This window comes from Rhodomicrobium sp. Az07 (assembly GCF_018619475.1).
Taxonomy (GTDB): domain Bacteria; phylum Pseudomonadota; class Alphaproteobacteria; order Rhizobiales; family Rhodomicrobiaceae; genus Rhodomicrobium.
In genome coordinates this window covers 314,756-335,167 of sequence record NZ_JAHFZG010000001.1, presented here as the reverse complement: position 1 = coordinate 335,167, position 20,412 = coordinate 314,756, and the positions used below count along the sequence as shown (strand labels likewise).

The 20,412-nt window shown below is 64.1% G+C and carries 17 protein-coding genes; 8 read left to right on the top strand and 9 right to left on the bottom strand.

Annotated features, from left to right (window positions below; genetic code table 11):
• Nucleotides 1-53: 53 nt before the first annotated feature.
• The 3 genes from KKP04_RS01465 to KKP04_RS01455 form a co-directional block, all read right to left on the bottom strand.
• Nucleotides 54-704 carry a histidine phosphatase family protein gene (locus KKP04_RS01465; protein ID WP_215025522.1) on the bottom strand — a complete coding sequence of 217 codons (651 nt, stop codon included), beginning with the start codon at nucleotides 702-704 and terminating at the stop codon, nucleotides 54-56.
• Between the two features lie 126 nt (nucleotides 705-830).
• Entirely contained in the window at nucleotides 831-1,619 is a 789-nt protein-coding gene (kdsB, locus tag KKP04_RS01460; RefSeq protein ID WP_215025519.1) for a 3-deoxy-manno-octulosonate cytidylyltransferase, read from the bottom strand.
• Nucleotides 1,616-2,455: an SDR family oxidoreductase gene (locus tag KKP04_RS01455; RefSeq protein WP_215025516.1), complete on the bottom strand. Its 840-nt coding sequence runs from the start codon at nucleotides 2,453-2,455 to the stop codon at nucleotides 1,616-1,618. Before KKP04_RS01455 ends, kdsB begins: the two co-directional genes overlap by 4 nt.
• Nucleotides 2,456-2,706: 251 nt before the next feature.
• Between KKP04_RS01455 and epsC the strand changes: the two genes are divergently transcribed.
• Both epsC and KKP04_RS01445 read left to right on the top strand, forming a co-directional pair.
• Nucleotides 2,707-3,570, top strand: a complete 864-nt coding sequence (gene epsC, locus KKP04_RS01450) for a serine O-acetyltransferase EpsC (RefSeq protein ID WP_251133815.1) — start codon at nucleotides 2,707-2,709, stop codon at nucleotides 3,568-3,570.
• 118 nt (nucleotides 3,571-3,688) lie between these two features.
• A complete protein-coding gene (locus tag KKP04_RS01445; RefSeq protein ID WP_215025513.1) occupies nucleotides 3,689-4,714 on the top strand; it encodes an amino acid ABC transporter substrate-binding protein in 1,026 nt (341 codons plus the stop codon).
• An 82-nt stretch (nucleotides 4,715-4,796) separates the two neighbouring features.
• Here KKP04_RS01445 and KKP04_RS01440 read toward each other — a convergent pair whose 3' ends face one another.
• The 5 genes from KKP04_RS01440 to KKP04_RS01420 all read right to left on the bottom strand — a co-directional run bounded on the left by KKP04_RS01440 (nucleotide 4,797) and on the right by KKP04_RS01420 (nucleotide 15,023).
• Nucleotides 4,797-7,904 (bottom strand): efflux RND transporter permease subunit, encoded by a 3,108-nt coding sequence (locus tag KKP04_RS01440; RefSeq protein ID WP_215025510.1) that lies wholly within the window; start codon nucleotides 7,902-7,904, stop codon nucleotides 4,797-4,799.
• Nucleotides 7,901-11,413 carry an efflux RND transporter permease subunit gene (locus KKP04_RS01435; RefSeq protein WP_215025507.1) on the bottom strand — a complete coding sequence of 1,171 codons (3,513 nt, stop codon included), beginning with the start codon at nucleotides 11,411-11,413 and terminating at the stop codon, nucleotides 7,901-7,903. The genes KKP04_RS01440 and KKP04_RS01435 overlap by 4 nt, the downstream gene beginning before the upstream one ends.
• Entirely contained in the window at nucleotides 11,410-12,663 is a 1,254-nt protein-coding gene (locus KKP04_RS01430) for an efflux RND transporter periplasmic adaptor subunit (protein ID WP_215025504.1), read from the bottom strand. Before KKP04_RS01430 ends, KKP04_RS01435 begins: the two co-directional genes overlap by 4 nt.
• Nucleotides 12,660-14,081, bottom strand: a complete 1,422-nt coding sequence (locus KKP04_RS01425) for an efflux transporter outer membrane subunit (RefSeq protein ID WP_215025501.1) — start codon at nucleotides 14,079-14,081, stop codon at nucleotides 12,660-12,662. Before KKP04_RS01425 ends, KKP04_RS01430 begins: the two co-directional genes overlap by 4 nt.
• 285 nt (nucleotides 14,082-14,366) lie before the next feature.
• Nucleotides 14,367-15,023 carry a peptidoglycan-binding domain-containing protein gene (locus KKP04_RS01420; RefSeq protein ID WP_215025498.1) on the bottom strand — a complete coding sequence of 219 codons (657 nt, stop codon included), beginning with the start codon at nucleotides 15,021-15,023 and terminating at the stop codon, nucleotides 14,367-14,369.
• 228 nt (nucleotides 15,024-15,251) lie between these two features.
• Here KKP04_RS01420 and KKP04_RS01415 point away from each other — a divergent pair, with 228 nt between their 5' ends.
• Nucleotides 15,252-15,668, top strand: a complete 417-nt coding sequence (locus KKP04_RS01415; RefSeq protein WP_215025495.1) for a DUF5330 domain-containing protein — start codon at nucleotides 15,252-15,254, stop codon at nucleotides 15,666-15,668.
• 136 nt (nucleotides 15,669-15,804) lie between these two features.
• Entirely contained in the window at nucleotides 15,805-16,305 is a 501-nt protein-coding gene (locus KKP04_RS01410; protein ID WP_215025492.1) for a hypothetical protein, read from the top strand.
• Nucleotides 16,306-16,323: 18 nt separating this feature from the next.
• On the opposite strand, the gene KKP04_RS01405 is transcribed toward KKP04_RS01410, so the two are convergent.
• Complete coding sequence (locus KKP04_RS01405) at nucleotides 16,324-16,986, bottom strand: DUF1007 family protein (protein WP_215025489.1); 663 nt, start codon at nucleotides 16,984-16,986, stop codon at nucleotides 16,324-16,326.
• Nucleotides 16,987-17,186: 200 nt separating this feature from the next.
• Here KKP04_RS01405 and KKP04_RS01400 point away from each other — a divergent pair, with 200 nt between their 5' ends.
• Genes KKP04_RS01400 through KKP04_RS01385 form a run of 4 tightly spaced genes read left to right on the top strand, consistent with a single transcriptional unit; the run spans nucleotide 17,187 to nucleotide 20,407 of the window.
• On the top strand, nucleotides 17,187-17,801 hold the full coding sequence (locus tag KKP04_RS01400; RefSeq protein ID WP_215025486.1) for a DUF2796 domain-containing protein: 615 nt from the start codon (nucleotides 17,187-17,189) through the stop codon (nucleotides 17,799-17,801).
• Nucleotides 17,798-18,562: an ABC transporter ATP-binding protein gene (locus KKP04_RS01395; RefSeq protein ID WP_215025483.1), complete on the top strand. Its 765-nt coding sequence runs from the start codon at nucleotides 17,798-17,800 to the stop codon at nucleotides 18,560-18,562. The genes KKP04_RS01400 and KKP04_RS01395 overlap by 4 nt, the downstream gene beginning before the upstream one ends.
• Nucleotides 18,559-19,818, top strand: coding sequence for an ABC transporter permease (locus KKP04_RS01390; RefSeq protein WP_215025480.1), 1,260 nt, complete (start codon nucleotides 18,559-18,561; stop codon nucleotides 19,816-19,818). The genes KKP04_RS01395 and KKP04_RS01390 overlap by 4 nt, the downstream gene beginning before the upstream one ends.
• A gap of 13 nt (nucleotides 19,819-19,831) precedes the next feature.
• Nucleotides 19,832-20,407 (top strand): DUF3299 domain-containing protein, encoded by a 576-nt coding sequence (locus KKP04_RS01385; RefSeq protein WP_215025478.1) that lies wholly within the window; start codon nucleotides 19,832-19,834, stop codon nucleotides 20,405-20,407.
• Nucleotides 20,408-20,412: the final 5 nt, after the last annotated feature.

Below are 20,412 nucleotides of genomic sequence, written 5' to 3'. Positions count from 1 at the left end.
AGCGCCGCGAAAGATGGAGTCGACATGCTCTTCCGGCTCTTTACCGGAGAGCATCAATGTGCAACGGAAGCAAGCTCCCCCGGCTTCGCGTTCCAAAGCACGATGCGCCACGCGTCGCCATCGAGCCACAGCGCGCAAACATGGCCCGTCCCGACCTTGAGGGTGCCGTCTGCGGCGGCGGCTTCAAACGCGCCCGGCACGAGTTTGAGGAAATAGCGCAGCACGCCGTTGCTGGTGACGAACAGCGCGGCGTCTTCTGTCGTCGCATCGCGCGCGGCTTCACCCGCCAACGCCGACGCCCTCGCGTCGATGGCGTAGGTGCAGGGGAGCCAGCCGGCGGAAATCGGCCAGACCCCGCGCTCGTTCCACGCGGCAAGAGCCGCCGCGCCGCCTGCCGCCTCGATTTCTTCGGAGCTTTTGCCCTCCCAGTCGCCGTAATCGATCTCGCGCAGGCGGTCGTCGATGTCCACGGGAGCGGACAAGCCAGCGGTCGCGGCGGCGATTTCAGCGTGCTCGCGCGTGCGGGCGAGCGGACCGGCTGCGATGCGGCGGATGCGCGACGCGAACGGCTTCAAAGCTTCGCCGAGCGCGGCCGCCTGCTCCCGGCCCTTTTCGGTGAGCGGCAGATCGGTGCGCGCGCCAACCCAGACGGGCTTTTCGCCCGCCTCGAAGGTGTTGCCATGCCGAGCGAGAACAAGAAGCATCACGCATGCCCTATGGATGTCTGCAACGCCTCGCCGCCGAAGCGGTGCGGCGTTGCAAACTTAGCAGGAGCTGCGCTTTCGGAAAAGCCGGGAGCGGAAAAATCGGCTGCGGCCAGCCGCCCCGCCTCAGCGAAGCCCGTCGATCAGTTCACCCTCGCGCGCGATGATCGCCTCTGCGACAGGCACATCGCCCGGCGCGTCGATGGATGAGTGCGTGCGCCCGCGATAGTTCACCACGGCGATGCGCACCGTCATGCCGTTTTCGAGCGCGCGGAGTTGCTCCAGCCCTTCGGTCTGTTCGAGCGGCGTCGGCGCGAGCGCCACATAGCGAGAGAGCGCGGTCTTCCGGTACCCGTACAGACCGATGTGCCGGTAGATCCAGGCATGCCCTTCGCTGCGGATATGCGGTATCACGGCTTTCGAGAAGTAGAGCGCGTTGCGGCGCAAGTTGAATGTGACGGTGGTGCCGCTCGCAGGGCGCTCTTGCTTGTGGGCGAGAAATTCCGCGAGCGCCGGACCCTGGAGGCGCACGGCTGGCGTCACGATTTCCGGCGCCGGGTCTATGATCATCTCGTCGATCATGGCTTCCAGCACCCAAGGCGGTGTCAGCGGCGCATCACCCTGAAGGTTCAGGATGATGTCCTCGCGGATATGCGCGCGGCCGACTGCCTCATGCACGCGCTCCGTGCCGTTCGCGCAGTCGGGCGAGGTGAGCGCGACCTCCGCGCCGAAAGCCAGCGCATGATCGCGGATGCGTTCGTCGTCGGTGGCGATGACCACGCGCGACGCCTGTTTCACGCTCGACGCTATGCGCCAGACGCGCTCAAGCATGGATACGCCGGAAAGGAGGCACAGCGGTTTGCCGGGGAAACGCGTGGACGCGTATCGCGCCGGAATGACGATGGCGGCGGTCATGATGGCTCTTGCTCTGAAGCGCCCGGTTCCTCCGAGCGGAAGGTCTTCGACTGACGGCCAACCATGCCAAGCGCGACGCTTTCGGGCAAGACTTTCATGAGCGCGGAAATCTGCTTCGCGCGGCGTCCGACGACGACAACGGGGTTGCCTTCCATCACGCCGTCATAGCCCGCGACCGCCACTTCCGCCGCCGTCGACCACCACGCCTTGCCATATTTCGACACCTTGTCGCGCGTGCCGATCACGTCGTGAAACTCGGTGTGGGTGAAGCCGGGGCAAAGCGCGGTCGTGAGCACATTGGCATCGCGGTTTTCGAGGAGGAGCGATTCCGAGAAGCGAATGAGGAACGCCTTCGACGCGCCGTAAAGCGTGTGCCCCGCCGAACCGGGGATCAGCCCGGCCACCGACGCGACGTTGACGATGCGTCCGAAGCGCCGTTGCACCATCGGCGGAAGCAGAACATGCGCGAGTTCGCACGGCACCGTGACCATGACGCGAAGAAAGCGGTCCTGATCGGCCCATGTCGTCTTCGCGTAATGGCCGGGAATGCTGAATCCGGCGTTGTTCACGAGCCCGTCCACCGTCAGCACGCGCCGGTCGCTGATCGCGGCGATGAGTTTCTCCACGCTGTCGGGGGCGGCGAGATCCTGCTCGATGGCGATGGCGCCGACCTTGTATTTCGCCTCGATCTCGGCGGCGAGCGCTTCGAGCCGGTCGAGACGGCGCGCGGTCAGGATCACATTCCACCCCTTCGCCGCGAACACCTTGGCGAACGCCCTGCCGATGCCCGCAGAAGCGCCGGTGACAAGTACGGTTCGCCCGCGAACATTCTCCATATCGTATTCCTCTCGCCTTCCCGGCTGCGACGGCCCGATTGACGGGATCTCCTAATTCTGGCTGCGACCCTGTTTCAAACGAAAGCGATTTTTGATCGACGTGCAAATGTAGCATATATTTCTTCTGTTCCAGAATTATGCAGCATATGTTCCTAAACATTAGCCTATTTCCGCTTCGTGATAAACAATTATTCCCTTGATAGCATCGTGCCGGTTATAATGCCATCCGCAAGGAAAAGCATAGGTGCTTCTTGAACGCTCCGCTCAACGAAAAAGCTTCGGCCATTCTTCGCACTGGCGCTCCGGTTCCGGCGGACGATGCCGTGTGGACCGTACTTCAGTCCGAGGCCGAACAGGCTCGCAGCGGCGAAGCGGCGCTTGCCCCCCTTTACGACGCCATCCTCGGTGCGGCCACATTCGAAAGCGCCCTCATCGAGACGCTCGTGGGCCGGATCGGCAACAACGCGATTGCGGCGCCAACACTACGCGCGCAGTTCCGGGCAGCCGCAGACGCCGACCCGACCATAGGCGCGGCAGGACGCGCGGATCTGAAGGCCGTGATCGAACGCGACCCCGCCTCCGGTCGACTTCTGGAACCGTTCCTTTTCTTCAAGGGCTACGCGGCAATCCAGACTCACCGCCTGGCCCACTGGATGTGGGACAACGGCAAACCCGATTTCGCCCGCTACCTGCAAAGCCGATCCTCGGAGGTTTTCCAGACGGACATTCACCCCGGCGCGCGGCTTGGGCGCGGCCTCTTCCTCGACCATGCGACGGGCTTCGTTGCGGGCGAGACGGTGGTGATCGAGGACGATGTGTCGATCCTGCACGGCGTTACGCTCGGCGGCAGCGGCATAGAGAAGACCGAACGCCACCCCGCGGTCCGCACGGGCGTACTGATTGGCGCGGGCGCAATCGTCCTTGGCGACATCGAAATCGGTGCCTATTCGAAGATCGCGTCGGGTTCCCTGGTGACGCAGAGCGTGCCCGAGCGTTGCACGGCTGTGGGCGTTCCCGCGCGGATCATCGAAGGTACGGGATCGACCAACCCGGCCCAAAGCATGGACCAGCATCTCGCACTCGGCACCTACGAGGCGTTTACTTACGTGATTTGAGGAAGAGCAGCGCACCCGCTTTCCTCAATCGCCGCGTGCGGGAAACAGAAAATTTCCCCTTTCCTGTCAAAGTCGCGCCGACTTCGAACAAGATCCTTGATCTCCGGGAGGGCAAGCCATGACGAAACCTCACCAGCTTTTCGCCGCGCTTTGTCTGCTGGGTATCGCCGGAACGGCCGCAAGGGCGGAGGATGCGCCGGCCCCGGCAGAACCTGCCGCTGTCGAAAACCCCGAAGCGACCACGGCCAAGGACGAGGACGCCGAAACGCATGCAACGATCGCGGAAAGGCGCGGTCTCGACAAGATCAAGGCAACCGGCGCGATCACGCTCGGCTACCGCGAGGCGGCCGTGCCGTTTTCATACGCAGCGGACGAGAAAGCCGCCGGGTTCGCGGTCGACCTGTGCGCCCTCGTGGCCGACCGGATGAAGCAAAGGCTGGCGCTTCCCGAGTTGACAATCGTTTGGCGAGCGACAAGCGACGCCGATCAGGCCGCGCTCGCCGCGAACGGCGACATCGACATCGATTGCGCCGCCACGCCCGACACGGTAGCCCTTGGCGAAGCGAGCGCGCTTTCCGAACCCGTGTACGTGTCCGAACTTCGCTTTCTCGTCCCGTCGAAGCTGCGCCCCGAACCGGAAGGCTTTCGCCGCCGCCGCGCGGATTACAAGACGCCCTCAGCCATCGACGACCTGAAAGGCAAGACCGTCGTGCTTCCGCAAGGCTCGCCCGGCCTGCCCTACATTCTCGGCCAGAGCGTCGAGCGCTATCTCGGCATCTCCATCGTGTACGCGAAGACGCCAGCCGAGGCATTCAAGCTCGTGGAGACGGGCGCGGCGGCCGCCTATCTCGACGACGACGCAGTGCTCGCGGGCCTGAAGGCGGGGGCGAAATCGCCGGACGGCTTCCTGTTCCTGAACAGCGGGCAACCGGGCGCAGCTTACGCCTTCGTGCTGCCGAAGGACGAGCCGCTGAAGCAGGTTGTCGACGCCGCCATCCTCGACGCGGTCAGGTCCGGCGCATACGAAACGCTTTACGCGAAGTGGTTCGAAAGCCCGATCCCGCCGAAAAACGCCACCGTCGCGCTGCCCCGTTCGGAGCGGCTGAAGCAGTTCCTGAATGACCCGGAGTCGGCGACGGAATAGCTCGCGCGGAGTTGCCGCCGCCTGGCCTATAGGTGCCTCAAAGAGCAATAAATGGCTTTGGTTATTGCGTTGCAGAAAGCGATCAAGCGATAGCGCGTTCCTTCGCCTCGCGTGCCGCGCGCCGCTTCCGCCAGCGCAGCTTGTCGAGCCAGAGGTAGATCACGGGCGTCGTGTAGATCGTGAGAAGCTGCGAGACGGCGAGACCGCCCACGATGGTCAGCCCGAGCGGCGTGCGAAGCTCCGAGCCCGGCCCCGACGCGAATACGAGCGGCAGCGCGCCGAACATCGCCGCGAGCGTCGTCATCAGGATCGGCCGGAAACGCGCGATGCAAGCGCGGCGGATCGCGTCCTCGCTCGACAGGCCGAGCCTGCGCTCCGCGTCGAGCGCGAAGTCCACCAGCATGATGCCGTTCTTCTTCACAAGGCCGATGAGCAGGATGATGCCGATCAGCGAGATGACCGACAGCGTCTCGCCCGCAGCGTGCATCACGAGGAGGGCGCCGAAACCCGCCGACGGCAGCGTCGACAGGATCGTCAGCGGATGCACGAGGTCTTCATAGAGGATGCCGAGCACGATATAGACCGTGACGAGCGCCGCCAGGATCAGCAGCAGCGTCGAGGAACTCTGCTGCTGCTGGGCGAGCGTCTCGCCGGAAAGCTCGAAATGAAGCTGCTCCGGCAAGCCGAGATCGCGCCCGGCCTCAAGGATTTGCGGGATTACGGGGCCGAGCGCCACGCCCGGCGAAAGGTTGAAGCTGATCGTCGCCGAAGGAAACTGACCGGTGTGGCGCACAGAAAGCGGCGTTTGGCCCATCATTATGGTCGCGACGGCGGAAAGCGGCACCTGCTGGCTCGCGCTTCCCTTGACATAGATGCTGTCGAGGCCCTGAAGGCTGGTCTGGATCGCGGGATCGGCTTCGAGAACGACATTATACTGATTACGCAGGCTGTAGACCGTGGAGACGGCGCGCTGCGAGAACGCGTTGTTCAAGGCCGAATTCACGTCGGCGACCGAAACGCCGAACTTGGCCGCCTTCACGCGGTCGATGGTCACCGTGACCTGCGGGCCGCCTTTCTCGCGGTCCGAATTGACGTCGATCACGCCGGGGATCGCTTTCATCGCGGCTTGCGCCTTTGGCAGCCACTCGGCGATTTCCCGGAGGTCGGGCCCCCAGAGCGTCACCTGATATTGCGAGCGCGACTGCCGGCCGCCGAACATGATCTCCTGTCCGGGGAACATGAAGATGTCGACGCCTTTTATCGCGGCAAATTTCGGGCGTAACCGCGCGATCACCGCCATCGCGGAGTCCTTGCGCTCGCCGATCGGTTTCAGCGACACGAAAAACCGCGCTTCGTTGCTCTGGCTTGATCCGGGGCCGCCGCCCGTGCCGATGGACGACGCCACGCCCTCGATGGCCGGGTCTTGCGTGAGGATGGCCGTTAACTGCTCCTGAATATCTCTCACCGCTTCGAACGACGATTCGGGAGACGCCCGCGCGAAGCCCATGATGAGCCCGGTGTCGCCGCGCGGGATAAGGCCCTTGGGGATCACCACGAAAAGCTGGACCGTGAAGGCGAGCGAGGCAAACGTCACCACGAGCATCAGCCAGCGATGGCGCAGCCCATATGTCAGCGTGCGCTCGTAGCGGGCAAGAAGCCATTCGAAGAACGGCTCCACGCGTCGGTCGAGCCACGTCTCGCGCGGACGCGGCAGGCGGCGGATGAAGCGCGCGCAGACCATCGGCGTGAGCGTGAGCGAGACGATGGCGGATATCAGAATGGCGTAGGTGAGCGTCCAGGCGAATTCGCCGAACAGCCGCCCGATCATGCCGCCTATGAACAGGAGCGGAATGAAGGCGGCGATCAGCGACAACGAGATCGATACGATGGTGAAGCCGATCTGCCGCGAGCCGACAAGGGCGGCCTGCATCGGTTTCATGCCCGCTTCCATGTTCCGGTAGCAATTCTCGATCACGACGATGGCGTCGTCCACCACGAAGCCGACCGAGATCGTAAGGGCGAGAAGCGAGATGTTGTTGAGGCTGTAGCCCGAAGCCCACATGAGCGCGAGCGTGCCGGCAAGCGAAAGCGGCACAGCCGCGCCCGCCGCAAGCGTCGGCACGGTGCGGCGCAGGAAGATCAGCACGACGAGCATCACGAGCGCCACGCAAACGATCAGCGTATGCTGGATGTCGGCAATGCTCGCCCGGATGGTCTTCGTGCGGTCGTTCAGAACGGTCAGCTTCACGTCGGCGGGGAGCAGCCGCTGCAATTCCGGCAGGAGCGCATAGACGTTGTCGATCGTCTCGATGACGTTCGCATCGGACGTCTTGAAGATGATGAGGATCACCGCGTTCTCGCGGTTGAAGAACCCGGCCGACAGTCGGTTGCTCGTGCTGTCCGAAACCTGCGCAACGTCCCCGATGCGGACCACGTCGCCGTTTCGCACCTTGACGACAAGGGGCTCGTAGTCGGCGGCCTTCGAAAGTTGCCCGTTCACGGTGACGATGGTCGATTTTTCCGCGCCGTCGAGAACGCCGATGGGCACGAGCGAATTCGCCTGCGTGATGGCGGTGCGCACGTCCTCGGCGGAAAGCCCGCGCGACTTCAGAGCGCCGGGATCGGTCACGACGCGCACGGCGGGCGTCTGTGCGCCGCCGATCATCACCTCCGCGATCCCGCTCACCTGACTGATGCGGGTGGAGGCGATGAGATCGCCGAGGTCGTAGAGGTCGGTCGGCCGCCTGACGGGCGAAGTCATCGCCATGATCATGATGGGAGCAGCGGATGCGTTCGCCTTTCGGATCGTCGGGCGCCGCGACAGCGTGGACGGCAGGTCGGATTGCGCGGCGTTGATGGCTGCCTGCACGTCGCGCGCGGCGTCGTCGGCGTTGCGGGACAGGTCGAACTGCACCTGGATGCTGGTCGAGCCGAGCGCGCTCGTCGAGGTGAGTTCCTTCACGCCCGCGATTTCGCCGATCCGGCGCTCAAGCGGGGCCGCGATTGTGGCGGCGACGGTTTCAGGGTCCGCGCCCGGAAGCGAAGCACTGACGCGCACGGCGGGCATGTCGACATTCGGCAGGCTCGCCACCGGCAGCGCTGAATAGGCCACGATGCCCGCAAGGAACAGTCCGATCGAAAGAAGGATCGTGCCGACCGGCCGCCGAATGAAGAGCGCGGAAATATTCATGACGCGGGCTTGTCCGGCGGCGGCAGGGCGAGCGGTTCGTCCGGCGACGGGAGCGCCGTGCTGCCTTCGGGCGACGGCAGAAGAAGCCAGTCGGCGCGCGGCGGCAGCATCGGAAGAGACGGTGTGCCGAAGATGGGCAACAGACCAGCCGCTCCGCCTCCGCCCGTTCCGCGCGGCTTCGGGTCACGAGGTCCCGGATCCGGCAGGCCCGGTTCCGGTCTGAGCGCCGGCGGCGGATAGTTCGGCTCGTCGAAGCCGAGACGGCGTTCGAGCCTGCGCTTCAGCCCGTCCATGGCGAGGTAGATCACGGGCGTGGTGTAGAGCGTGAGAAGCTGCGACAGGAGCAGCCCGCCGATGATGGTGACGCCGAGCGGCATGCGAAGTTCCGAGCCGGGGCCGCTTCCGATCACCAGCGGCAGCGCGCCGAGCAGCGCCGCCACCGTCGTCATCATGATCGGCCGGAAGCGAAGGAGGCACGCCTCGCGGATCGCGTCGAACGGCGCAAGCCCGCGCGTGCGCTCTGCGTCGAGCGCAAAGTCGATCATGATGATCGCGTTCTTCTTCACGATGCCCATCAGCAGGATGATGCCGATGAGCGCGATGAACGAGAATTCCATGCCGAGGATTTCGAGCGCGAGCAGCGCGCCGATACCTGCGGATGGGAGCGTCGTCAGGATCGTGAAGGGGTGAATGAAGCTCTCATAGAGCACGCCGAGAATGATGTAGATCGTGACAATGGCGGCCAGGATGAGCAGCGGCTGGTTCGCGAGCGAGGCGTTGAATTCGGCCGCCGCGCCCGTATAGCTTCCGGCGATGGACGAGGGCAGCGCGATGCGGCTCTGCGCGTCCGTCACGGCCTGCACCGCGGCGTCGAGCGAGAAGCCCGGCGCGACGTCGAAGCTGATGGTTGCGGCGGGATACTGCTGCACATGGTTGACCGACAGCGGCGCCGTGGCGCGTTCGATGACCGAGAACGACGAAAGCGGCACTTGCGAGCCGACGCCCGTTCCGCTGGCGGCCTTGGCTGTGATGGAGGAGTTCGTCGAGCCGCTCGCGGTCGCGTTGCCGGTCGAGGCATTGCCCGAGGTCGAACTCGAAATCGCTGTCCCCGGCACATAGATCGCGCCAAGAGCCGCGGCGTCTGTCTGGAACGCCGGGTCGACTTCGAGCACCACGCGATACTGGTTCGACTGCCCGTAGATCGTGGAAATCTGCCTCTGACCGAAAGCGTCGTAGAGCGTGTCGTTCAGCGCCTGCATGGTGACGCCGAGGCGACCGGCGATCACGCGGTCGGTCTTGATCAGCACCGCGTTGCCGTCTTCCTGAAGGTCGGAGGCGACATGGATCAGGCGGCGGTCGCGCTGAAGCTCGGTTTCGAGTTTCTTCGCCCAGCCGGAGAAGCCCTCGCGGTCCAGCCCCACGATCACATATTGATATTGCGTGCGGCTTCGCGTGGTGCCGATCTGGATGTCCTGCACGATCTGAAATGTGGTGCGCAGCCCCGGAAAATCGGCGGTCGCCTCAGTCAGCCGCTGGAGAATTTCCGTCGCGGTCGCCGTGCGCTCGGTCTTGGGCTTCAGCGTCAGCGCGAGGTGCGCCGCATTCGGCGTGGCGTTCGTGGTGCCGACGCCGATCACCGAAACCACGCCCAGCACGTCGGGATCGCGGGCGATGATTCGTTCCACCTCGGCCTGAAGCGCGTTGATGCGTTCGAATGAGACACCCGGCGCGGCCACGGTCTCGGCGGTGAGGAAGCCCGTGTCCTGATCGGGCAGGAAGCCTTTCGGGATCGCGATATAGAGAACCACGGTCAGGACGAAGGTCGCGGCCGCAACGAGGAGCATGAAGCGCCGCGCGTTGAGCGCCCAGTCGAGCGTCACGCGGTAGACCGCCAGCAGCGCGTTGAACGGCGCCTCGAAAGCGCGCGAATACCACGGCGCGGCCTCGCCATGGCGGGGTGCCCGCAGGAGCCGGGCCGCCATCATCGGCGTGAGCGTCAGCGCCACGACCATCGAGGTAAGAACGGCGGCGGTTAGCGTCAGCGCGAACTCGCGGAACAGGCGGCCGACGATGCCTTCCATGAACAAAAGCGGAATGAACACCGCGATGAGCGACAGCGTCAGCGAAACGATGGTGAAGCCGATCTCGCCCGCGCCCTTGTACGCCGCGACGAGCGGCTTCTCGCCCTTCTCGATATAGCGCATCACGTTTTCGATCATGACGATGGCATCGTCCACCACGAAGCCGGTCGCGATGGTCAGCGCCATGAGCGAGAGATTGTTCAGCGAGAAGCCCGCGTAATACATCACCGCAAACGCCGCCATGAGCGACAGCGGCAGCGTGATCCCTGCGACGATCGTGGCCGAAAGGGTGCGCAGGAAAAGGAGCACCACCATGATGACGAGCGCGACGGAGAGCACGAGCGTGAACTGCACCTCCTCGACGGATGCGCGAATCGTACCCGTGCGGTCGGCGACGATGTCGAGCTTCACACCCGCCGGGAGAGCATCGACGAGCTTCGGCAGCACCGTTTTCAAATCGTCGACGGTGCCGACGATGTTGGCGCTCGGCTGGCGCTGCACGTCGATGACGACGGCGGGCGTGCCGTTGTAGCGCGCGGCGACGCGTTCGTTTTCGAGCCCGGCGACGACGGTCGCAACGTCGCGCAGCAGCACCGGCGCCTGGTTGCGATAGGCGACCACAACCTCTTCATAGGCGCCCGCGGTCTCAAGCTGGTCGTTCGCACCAACGATGAAAGACTTTTCCGGGCCGCTGATGAGGCCCTTCGAGCCTGTCACATTGGCTGTCGCGATGGCCGAGCGCACCGTTTCGAGCGCGATGCCAAGGGACGCGAGTTGCAGCGGGTTCGCCTGGATGCGGATTGCGGGCCGGATGTTGCCCTGCACCGTCACGCGGCCGACGCCCGCCACCTGCGACAGCCTCGGCGCAAGCAGCGTGTCGGCGAAGTCGGAGAGCCGTTCGAGCGAGACGCTTTGCGAGGTGAGCGCAATGGTCACGATAGGCGGATCGGAAGGGTTCACCTTCGCGTAGACGGGCGGGTAGGGGAGGTTCTGCGGCAGCGAGCCGCCCGCCGCGCTGATCGCGGACTGCACGTCTTGCCCCGCCGCGTTGATGTCGCGGTTCAGCATGAAGCGCATCGTGATCTGCGACAGCCCCTCCGAACTCGTCGAACTCATGTTTTCGAGCGACGGGATCTGCCCGAGCTGGCGTTCGAGCGGCGCGGTCACGAGGCGCGCCATGGTGTCGGCGTTCGTGCCGGGGAGCCGCGTCGTCACCTGGATGACGGGGAAGTCCACCTGCGGCAGCGACGAGATCGGCAGCAGCGAATAGGCGAGAAGGCTCGCGAGGAAGATCGCCACCGCGAGCAGCGACGTTGCGATGGGGCGCGCGATGAAGGGCGCGGAAATGCTGGAATACGTATCTGCGCCCGCCGCGTCCGGGCCTTGCGCGCCGCCCCCGCCGGGTTCTTCCATCGTCGGCCCGCTCATGGCCGCCCGGCGCCTTCTGGCTTCGCGGCGTCGGCTCCCTTGCCGCCTCGCTCGCCCTTCTTGCGCTCACCGCCGTTCCGCGCCGGAGACCCGATCGCTTCGTCTTCGGCAAGCTTCAGCTTCGAGCCGTCCCGAAGGTTCGAGAAGCCGCTCGTCACCACGACGTCGCCCGCCGCGATGCCTTCGCCGATCACCGCATCCTTCTCGCCTTCCTGCACCACCTTTACGGAGACGATGCTTGCGGTTTTCTCTGGTGTGACGCGGTAGACGAAGGCCCCGTTGGCGCCCTGCTGCACAGCAGCGGATGGAACGACCACGGCATTTTCGAGCGTCTTGAGCCGGAGCTTGACGTTCACGAACTGGCCAGGCCAAAGCCGGTTCTCGTCGTTCGGGAAGGTGCCCTTGATTTTCAAGGTGCCGGTCGACTGGTCGATCTGGTTATCGATCACGGCAACTTTGCCTTCGCCGAGGACGCGGCCGCCGGTCTGTGCCTGAAGTGAAAGCGGCGCTCTCGCCTGCGCTTCGATGATGTCGGAAACGACGCTTTCGGGCAGCGTGAACACAACCGAAATCGGCCGGAGCTGGGTGATCACCACGATGCCGGTGGAATCGCCCGACGTAACGAGGTTGCCCGTGTCGAGCTGGCGGATGCCGGTGCGGCCGTCGATGGGCGCGCGGATGGTGGCGTAGTCGAGATTCGCGCGCGCGGTATCGATGGCCGCCTGATCCTGCTTCACCTGCGCTTCATATTGCTGAACCTGCGATTTCGCGGTGTCGGCCTGCTGCTGCGAGGTGTAGTTCTGGCCGACGAGGCTCGAATAACGGGCCGCGTCGCGACGCGCGTTCGCGAGCAGCGCCTCGTCCTGCGCCTTCTTGGCGACGGCTTCGTCATAGGCGGCCTGATAGAGCACGGGATCGATACGGGCGAGCACGTCGCCTGCCTTCACGTCCTGCCCCTCATGGTAGGCCACCTCGATGAGACGGCCGGAAACCTGCGCGCGAACCGTCGCCGTGTTGAAGGCCTGCACCGTACCGACGCCGGAGAGCCAGACCGGCACGTTTTCGAGGCGCGCGGGCTTGGTCTCCGCCGAGACGGCCTGATCGCCGCGACGAAAACGGCCGCCGGGAGTTCCGCCCGCCGTGCCGACTCCGTCACGCTCCGACGGGCCGAAAATGCGGTCGCTATAGACGAAAATCGCAAGAAACGCGGTGATCAGAAGAAAGATCAACCAGGGCAGGAGCCTCTTCATGGCGTGGCCCTTTTTATATCGATGAGGGATGGAACTTCGGCGACTGTGACGCCCTCGGGCTTGATCCAGCCGCCGCCAAGAGCGCGATAGAGGGAGACGGCGGCTTCGAGACGCGCCTGCCGCACGAGCGCGAGGTTGTTTTCCGCCGAAAAGAGGGTTTGCTGGATGGAAAGCAGCGTCGTGATGTCGATGATACCGCCCTGAAGCTGCGCCTGCGAAATCTCGTAAGCGCGGCGCGCGGCCTGCACCGCCTCGCGCTGAAGCCGCTCCTGTTCCGCAGTCTTGCGGTAGCCCACGAGCGCGTCTTCCACATCCTGAAAGGCGGCGATGATGGTCTTCTTGTACGTGGCGAGCAGTTCGGTATAGGCCGCGCGGTTCTGGTCGAGCGTCGCCTGCAATTCGACCATGTTCGTGATCGGTTGGGTCAGGCCCGCAGCCGCGTTGTAGAAGGTGCTTTGCGGCTGGAACAGCGAGGCCAACGCCACGCTCTGGAAGCCGCCCGCGCCGGTAAGCTGGATCGACGGGAACATCGACGCGCGCGCCTTCGATACGAGGAAACGCTGGGAGGCGAGTTGCGCCTCGGCGTCGGCGATATCCGGGCGGCGACACAGAAGCTCGGACGGAAGCCCCGCCGGGATTTGCGGCACAGCGATGCTGTAAAGGTCGTCGGCGCGCCACGAGAAGAACTCCGGCGCGCGGCCGACGAGCACCGCAAGCGCGTGCTTGTATTGTTCGAGCTGGCGCTGAAGCGGCGGGATCGTGACCTTGACATTGGCGACGAGCGTTTCCTGCTGCGCCACGTCGAGGCCCGATGTCGTGCCCGCCTTGTTTTGCGCGACGATGGCGTCGAGCGTCTTCTGTGCGATGCGCAAATTCGCCTTCGCGATGTCGATCTGCTTTTGCGTAGCGACCGCGTCGAAATAGGTGGTGGCGATGGTCGCGTCGGTCGTGATCGCCACGGTTGCGGCGGTGTAATCGGCGGCCGCCTGCGAAGCCATGGCCGAAGCGACGCCCGCGCGGTTCTTGCCCCAGAAGTCGAGTTCGTAGCTTGCGCCGAGTTGACCCACGACTGTGTCGCCGCGCACGGCGCGCCCCGTTTGGTGGCTGAAGGAGCGCGTGCCGCTGCCATCGGCCTGAATGATGGGGATGAGCGTCTGACTGGCGACGCGAACCTGCGCTTCGGCCTGTTCGACGCGGGCGATGGCGGCGGCGATGTCGAGGTTGAAGCCGCGTCCCGCCGCGATGAGGTCGGTGAGTTTCTTTGAGCGGAAGGCCGCGAAGTCGTAGGGGCTGCCCGCCGTGGGCTGCGAAGGCCGCGCGCTTTTGCCCTTGTAGGCGTCGGAGACAACAAGCTGCGGCGATGCCACGTCGGGATCGAGGCCGGTGCAGCCTCCCGCCGATAGCGCAGCGACAAGCATAGCTGCCGCCGCGCCTCGCATTAGCCGCGTTTTTCCGCCTGTCGGCGCGTGGTCGCGTCGCATGGTGCCCAACAAGTTGCCCTGTCCCGGACTCTCTCTGCCCCCAGAGATTCGCCAGCCCGAAACACTTTCGATTTAGACTGTTACGAGGTCACGCGAGAAAGGCTACATTAATTATGTATCGAAACGCTTCATAGACAACTTACTGAAATACCGTGACTTTTTCGCATCTCATGCCGTGGCAGGAGGAAAAACACAACGCAACGGGAAGGCGAGCCGACGAGATCAACCCGCCGCCGGTAGCATCGGCTGACCCGAAAAGGCGATGAGTTCGAGAAGCGTCTCGTCGGTCAGGCGGCCCGTCACCGGAATGCCGCGATGGCGTTCGAAATCCTTGATGGCGTTCGACGTCCAGACATCGAGACGGCCAGAGAACGTTCCCCGGAAAAAGCCGAGGCCGAGCAGCGCCTTTTGCGTCTCGATGACGAGCCTCGCGTTCAGCTCCGCGCGGTCGGCGAACGCGCCGTGCGGGCCGTGATTCGGATCGAACAGCACGCGCTTCAAAAGCTCGTCGGTCGGTTCGCCGGTCAGTGGCATGGCGTTGTCGAACTGGTAAGCCAGCACTGCGAGCCGAAGCCCGTTATCGCCCTGCCGCAACTGCTCTGAATACCCCCGTTGCAGAAGCTCGCGATAAAGCGCGACATGCGTGCGCGGACCCTTCACGACGGGGAGCGAAACCTGCTGAACGCTTCCGCCAGAGGCGGCCGGAGCCAACGGCGACGTCTTGTCATGCGGGAATTGCGTCACCGAAACGGACGTACTGGGCAACCCGTTTGTATCGAACAGGCGCCCGCGCTCCTGCATGAACAGCGCGTTGCTCGCTGTCGCAAGGAATATCGCCATCATGGCGAAAAGGGCCAGACGTGCTCGAAACCTGATCATGGCCACGATAATTGCACAAAAACCAATTTGAAGAAAGATTGTTTGTGAGCGGAAGGCCCATCGAAACTAAGAATGAACGATTTGCGAGACGTTAACGACACGGCGTCAATCGCAAGCAAATACAAATCGATAAATTTTTATTAAACTACAGGATCTGCGCTTTCGCGTTCTTTCGTAGGCGAGACTTTACGATGGTCTCACTTGGAAGAGCATCGCGGGTGACCGATCATGTTTTTTGTCTTGCGCCTTGTTTTCTGGCTGGCGCTTGTCTGCCTGCTGCTGCCGGGCGTCGGAGGCGATGCCGGACGGCATATTTCTTCGGTCGAGCAGACGGCAGCGGACGTCAAGGGCTTCTGTCAGCGCAACCCGGCCGTGTGTGAGGATGCGCGCGCGACCATGACGCTGCTTCTTGCAAAGCTCAAGAGCGGGGCGCAAACCGCGCAAGCCTGGCTTGATGAACAGAAGCGCCGGAACCCGGAGCTTCAGCGGTCGGTTCGCGAGGCGAAAATCCCGTCGATGGACCAGTCTCTCCCGGCGAGCGCTCCGAGGCCCGTGGTGAAGTGGCATGACAACCTTCGCGCGGGCGACCGGGACATTCCCTGGCAGGAGCCGCAAGCCGCCTCGCCCGGCCCGCGCAGGCTTTGAGACATTTTGCGGTTGCCAGTGCGACAATTTGGCAGGTTTCTTTCCACTCCTGCGCGCCAAGCCCCGGAAAATGGGACGTTCGCTTGTGGCACGCCCCTTGCTGCGACCGGAAACGACAAGCAGGAGCCCAACGCCCATGTCCGACGCCAAGATCCTGTCCATCGCGCGTGAAGACCTTGTGAGCTTCGGCGATATTCCCCACGCAACGAACGCGCTGCTGCAACGTGGCGTTCTCGCCTACCGGAAAGACCCGAAGGCCGCCGAGGCGCTTTTTCAGGAAGCGCTCGCGCTCGATCCCGCCTGCTTGCCGGTCTACTCGTGCCTCTACAGGATCTATGCCTATCGCGGCCTTTTCGAAGACGCGCTGGCGCTGGCGAACGCGGGCTTGAAGGAGGCCGCGCGGCAGGCGGGCTGGAGCGACGACTTCGGCGCATGGCAGCGAGAGGCGGTTTCTAGCGGCGCGCCGGATCGCTTCGCGCTCTATTCGCTGAAGGCGCTGGCTTTCATCCATTTGCGGCGTGGCGAAACCCTAGCCGCGCAAGCCTGCCTCGACAAGCTCGCGGAACTGTCGCCGGATCGCGAACTGGACTTCACGGTCGTCGCGGCGCTCGCCGAGAAGGCGGCCAAGGGCGCGTGACGCCATAGGCTGTGCTTCTCAGCGAGTGCAGATGAAAGTGACGCGCTCGGCGAACTGCGCGCCGATATTGCTCGCCGGGTCGATGTCTTCGCCAAGCTGCGAGAGCGTCTGCTCTTGTCCCACAGCGCGGTCGCCCACATGCGGCGCACAGCGCGGCGGCGTGCCACCGTTCGCCGCCGCAAGCCTTACCGGCTCCTCCTTTGCGAAGGTCAGCGACACATAGATCCCGGGATCGTAGATCGAAAAGCTGAAGTCCTTCAACTCGTCCTTCGGAACAGGCTTTTCCAGCGGAATGGTGAAATAGAGCGTCAGCAGGTCGTCCTTGTATTCGAGCCGGTAATCGGATGTCGGCTCCTTCAGCGCGAGCCTCGTCTTGCCGACGAAAGCGTAAGTGAAATATTCGAATTCCTTCAGCGCTTCGATATTCGTCTGTCCCAGCGGCCTCAACTCCTCCTCGCTGTAGACGCCGTCACCGTTCGTATCCATGCCCTCGACCGCGAAGGACGTGTAGAACTGGTCGAAGGTCCATTTGTGCCGTAAGCCGACCGCCTCGCCGTTCTGGCCGAGTTGCACGTCGGTGTGCATCGTGACCCACACATGCGGATGCGCGAGGCCAGGCGCCGTCTGGGCGGCAAGCGCGCACAGGATCAGGCCGGAGAAGGAAAAGCGACGCTTTATCATGGTCTTGCTTTCAAATGCGAGTGCCTGTGGATGAACACTCGATTCCGGCTTTTTGAGGTTATGCAACTCCTCCGCATGCGTTGTTGATCCATGATCGCGCCACAAATGTAATACTATAACGTAACACCCAAGGTTGGCTGCGGGGCTACACCGCGAGTCCAGCCCGATGCTATTCGGCAAAACTTTCGCGAGAATTTCCAATGAAAATGCTGCGAACGATCCCTCTGGCCGCGCTCCTGTCGGCCTGCGCTGCCTCTGCGTCTCAGGCAGATGAGCACCGTCAACTTGGCGCGCATGTGCATGGGCACGGCAAGCTCAATATTGCTGTCGAAAAGAATGTTCTGGCGATCGAACTCGAAGCGCCAGGCGCGGATATCGTCGGCTTCGAGCATGAGGCCGCCACGGCTGAAGACAAGACCAAGCTCGAAAAGGCGAAGGCGACGCTCGAAAAGGGGCTCGAACTTTTCACCCCTGATTCGGCGGCAGGCTGCAAGCAGACGAGCGTGAAGGTCGCGCTCGAAGCCGAACATGAGGATGAAGCCGAAGGCAAAGGCAAGGAAGAGCACGCCGCCAAGGCCAAGGACCAGAAGGACGACCACGACCACGAGGAAGGCGAACATCACCATTCGGAATTCCATGTCGAGTATGCGTTCGAGTGCGCCGCGCCGGACAAGATCACGAACCTGACCTTCGGCTACTTCAAGGCGTTCCCCAATGCGCAGGAGCTTGATGTCTCCGTCATCGCGCCGAAAGGTCAATCGAGCTACGAGGTCAAGAAGGACAAGCCGAAGCTCGAACTCAAGGGTGTGATGTGATCGCTTCCGATCCGTTACCTTCGACAGAAGACAAGCCGCGCCGCCACGAAGGTGGCGCGGACATCGTTCGTATGGGCGGCGTCCGGTTCACATGGCCCGGCCGCAATCCCTTCACGCTCGCCATCGACGGCTTTTCGCTCGGGCAAGGCGAGCGGCTCCTGCTGATCGGCCCGTCCGGTAGCGGCAAGTCTACGTTCCTGAGCCTGCTCGCCGGGATCGCGAAGCCCGACGCGGGCAAGATCGAGGTGCTCGGCACCGACATCGCGCGCCTCGACGGCGCGGCCCGCGACCGCTTCCGCGCCGAGCATTACGGGATCATCTTCCAGATGTTCAACCTCCTGCCTTACGCGTCGGTGATTGACAATGTGTTGCTGCCGTTGAGCTTCTCGCCGTCCCGCAAGAAGCGGGCCGACGCACGTGGCGGCGGTCGCGCGGAAGCGTCACGGCTCCTCGCCAATCTCGGCATCGAGTCTTCCTTGATCGAAAGCGGCGCTGCCGCGATCCTAAGCGTCGGCCAGCAGCAGCGCGTGGCGGCTGCGCGCGCGCTGATCGGCTCGCCCGAAATCGTCATCGCCGACGAGCCGACATCGTCGCTCGACCGCAACCGCCAGCAAGCCTTCCTCGATCTCCTGTTCGCCGAGGTGGACGCGGCGGGCGCGGCCCTTGTCATGGTGAGCCACGACGAGAGCCTCGCCGGCCGCTTCTCACGCGTCGCCGACCTCGCCGAAATCGCGCAAGCCTCGCGCGGGGGCCGCTCATGATTATCGTTCGCCTCGCGCTGCAATCGCTCGCCAATCGCTGGCTGACGGCGTGCCTTACAATTCTGTCCATCGCCCTCAGCGTCATGCTTCTGCTCGGCGTCGAGAAGGTGCGCACCGGCGCGCGCCAGAGTTTTGCGAACACGATCTCCGGCACCGACCTCATCGTCGGCGCCCGGTCGGGCAATCTGAACCTGCTGCTTTATTCCGTCTTTCGCATCGGCAACGCGACCAACAACATCACCTGGAAGACCTATCAGGACATCAAGCAGCACCCGGACATCGCGTGGATCGTTCCGATTTCGCTCGGCGACAGCCATCGCGGCTTTCGCGTGATGGGGACGGTGCCCGAGTATTTCACGCATTATCATTACCGGCGCGGCCAACCGCTCGCCTTTTCTGCGGGCGCGCCCTTCAGCGATCTGTTCGACGCGGTGATCGGCGCCGACGTCGCCGCACAACTCGGATACAGGCTGGGCGACAGGATCGTCGTCGCCCATGGCGCGGGCGCGGTCTCGTTCCTTGAGCATGACGACAAGCCGTTCCGCGTGTCGGGCATCCTCGCCAAGACCGGCACGCCCGTCGACCGCACGGTGCATGTGAGCCTCGAAGCCATCGAGGCGATCCACGTCGACTGGCAGAGCGGCGCGCGCGACCCGACGAAGGCCGTTTCCGCCGACGACGTGCGCCGGATGGATCTGACGCCCAAGGCGATCACGGCGGCTTTCGTGGGGCTGAAGTCGCGGCTTGCCGCCTTCCGCGTCCAGCGCGAGATCAACAATTACCGGCAGGAGCCGCTGTCCGCGATCCTGCCCGGCGCGACACTTCAGGAACTTTGGGGCCTCGTCGGCACCGCTGAAACCGCGCTCTCCGCCGTTTCCGGCATGGTCGTGATCACGGCGCTGCTCGGCATGGTGACGATGATCCTCACGACGCTCAACGAACGCCGCCGCGAAATGGCGATCCTGCGTTCCGTCGGGGCGCGGCCTTCCACGATCCTTTCGCTGCTCGTCGTCGAAGCGGGCGTGCTCACTCTTCTGGGGGTTCTTGTGGGAACGCTGCTGCTTTACGGCGCGTTAATCGGGCTTCAGCCCTATATTGACCGCACTTACGGCCTTCACATCGCGGTCGATGCGCCGAGCGTGGATCAACTGAAGATCCTCGGCGGTATCGTGGCGGCGGGCTTTTTTGCGGGGCTGTTGCCGGCGCTTCGCGCCTATCGCCTCTCGCTCGCCGACGGGATGACGGTCCGCACCTGACGGAGACGAACGCATGAAGAGATTGGCGGCGGCCTTTGCTGCCCTTCTGTTTACGACGGGCTTCGCGCCCTTCGAGGACGCCCCGCCGATGGAAATCGGGTGGAGCAGGCTCGTTCCGCCCGCTGGCGCCGCTGCGAATTTGCGGTCGAAGAGCTTCCTTTCGGGCGCGACGCCATCGCCCGCGCTCGGCGGCAGCGAGCCGCCGCCACTCGCGCCGCAACCTGACGACGAGGAACGACCCTGGCTCTCCGAGCGGCGCAATCAGCCAGGGGCGGGCGCGCCGGTTCCCGTGGTGAAAGAGCTGGACGGCAAGCGCGTGAAGATCGGCGGCTATGCCGTCCCGCTCGATTTCGACGCGACGAACGTGAAGGAGTTTCTGCTGGTGCCCTTCATCGGCGCTTGCATCCACGTCCCGCCGCCGCCGCCGAACCAGATCATTTATGTGAAGGTGGAGAACGGGTTCGACGTGGCCGGATCGTTCGATCCCGTATGGGTGACGGGGCGGATTTCGGTTGCCTCGCAATTCACGGGTCTCGCCGAGACGGGCTATACCATCGACGCGGATAGGGTCGATACGCGGAAGGAATAGCGCGC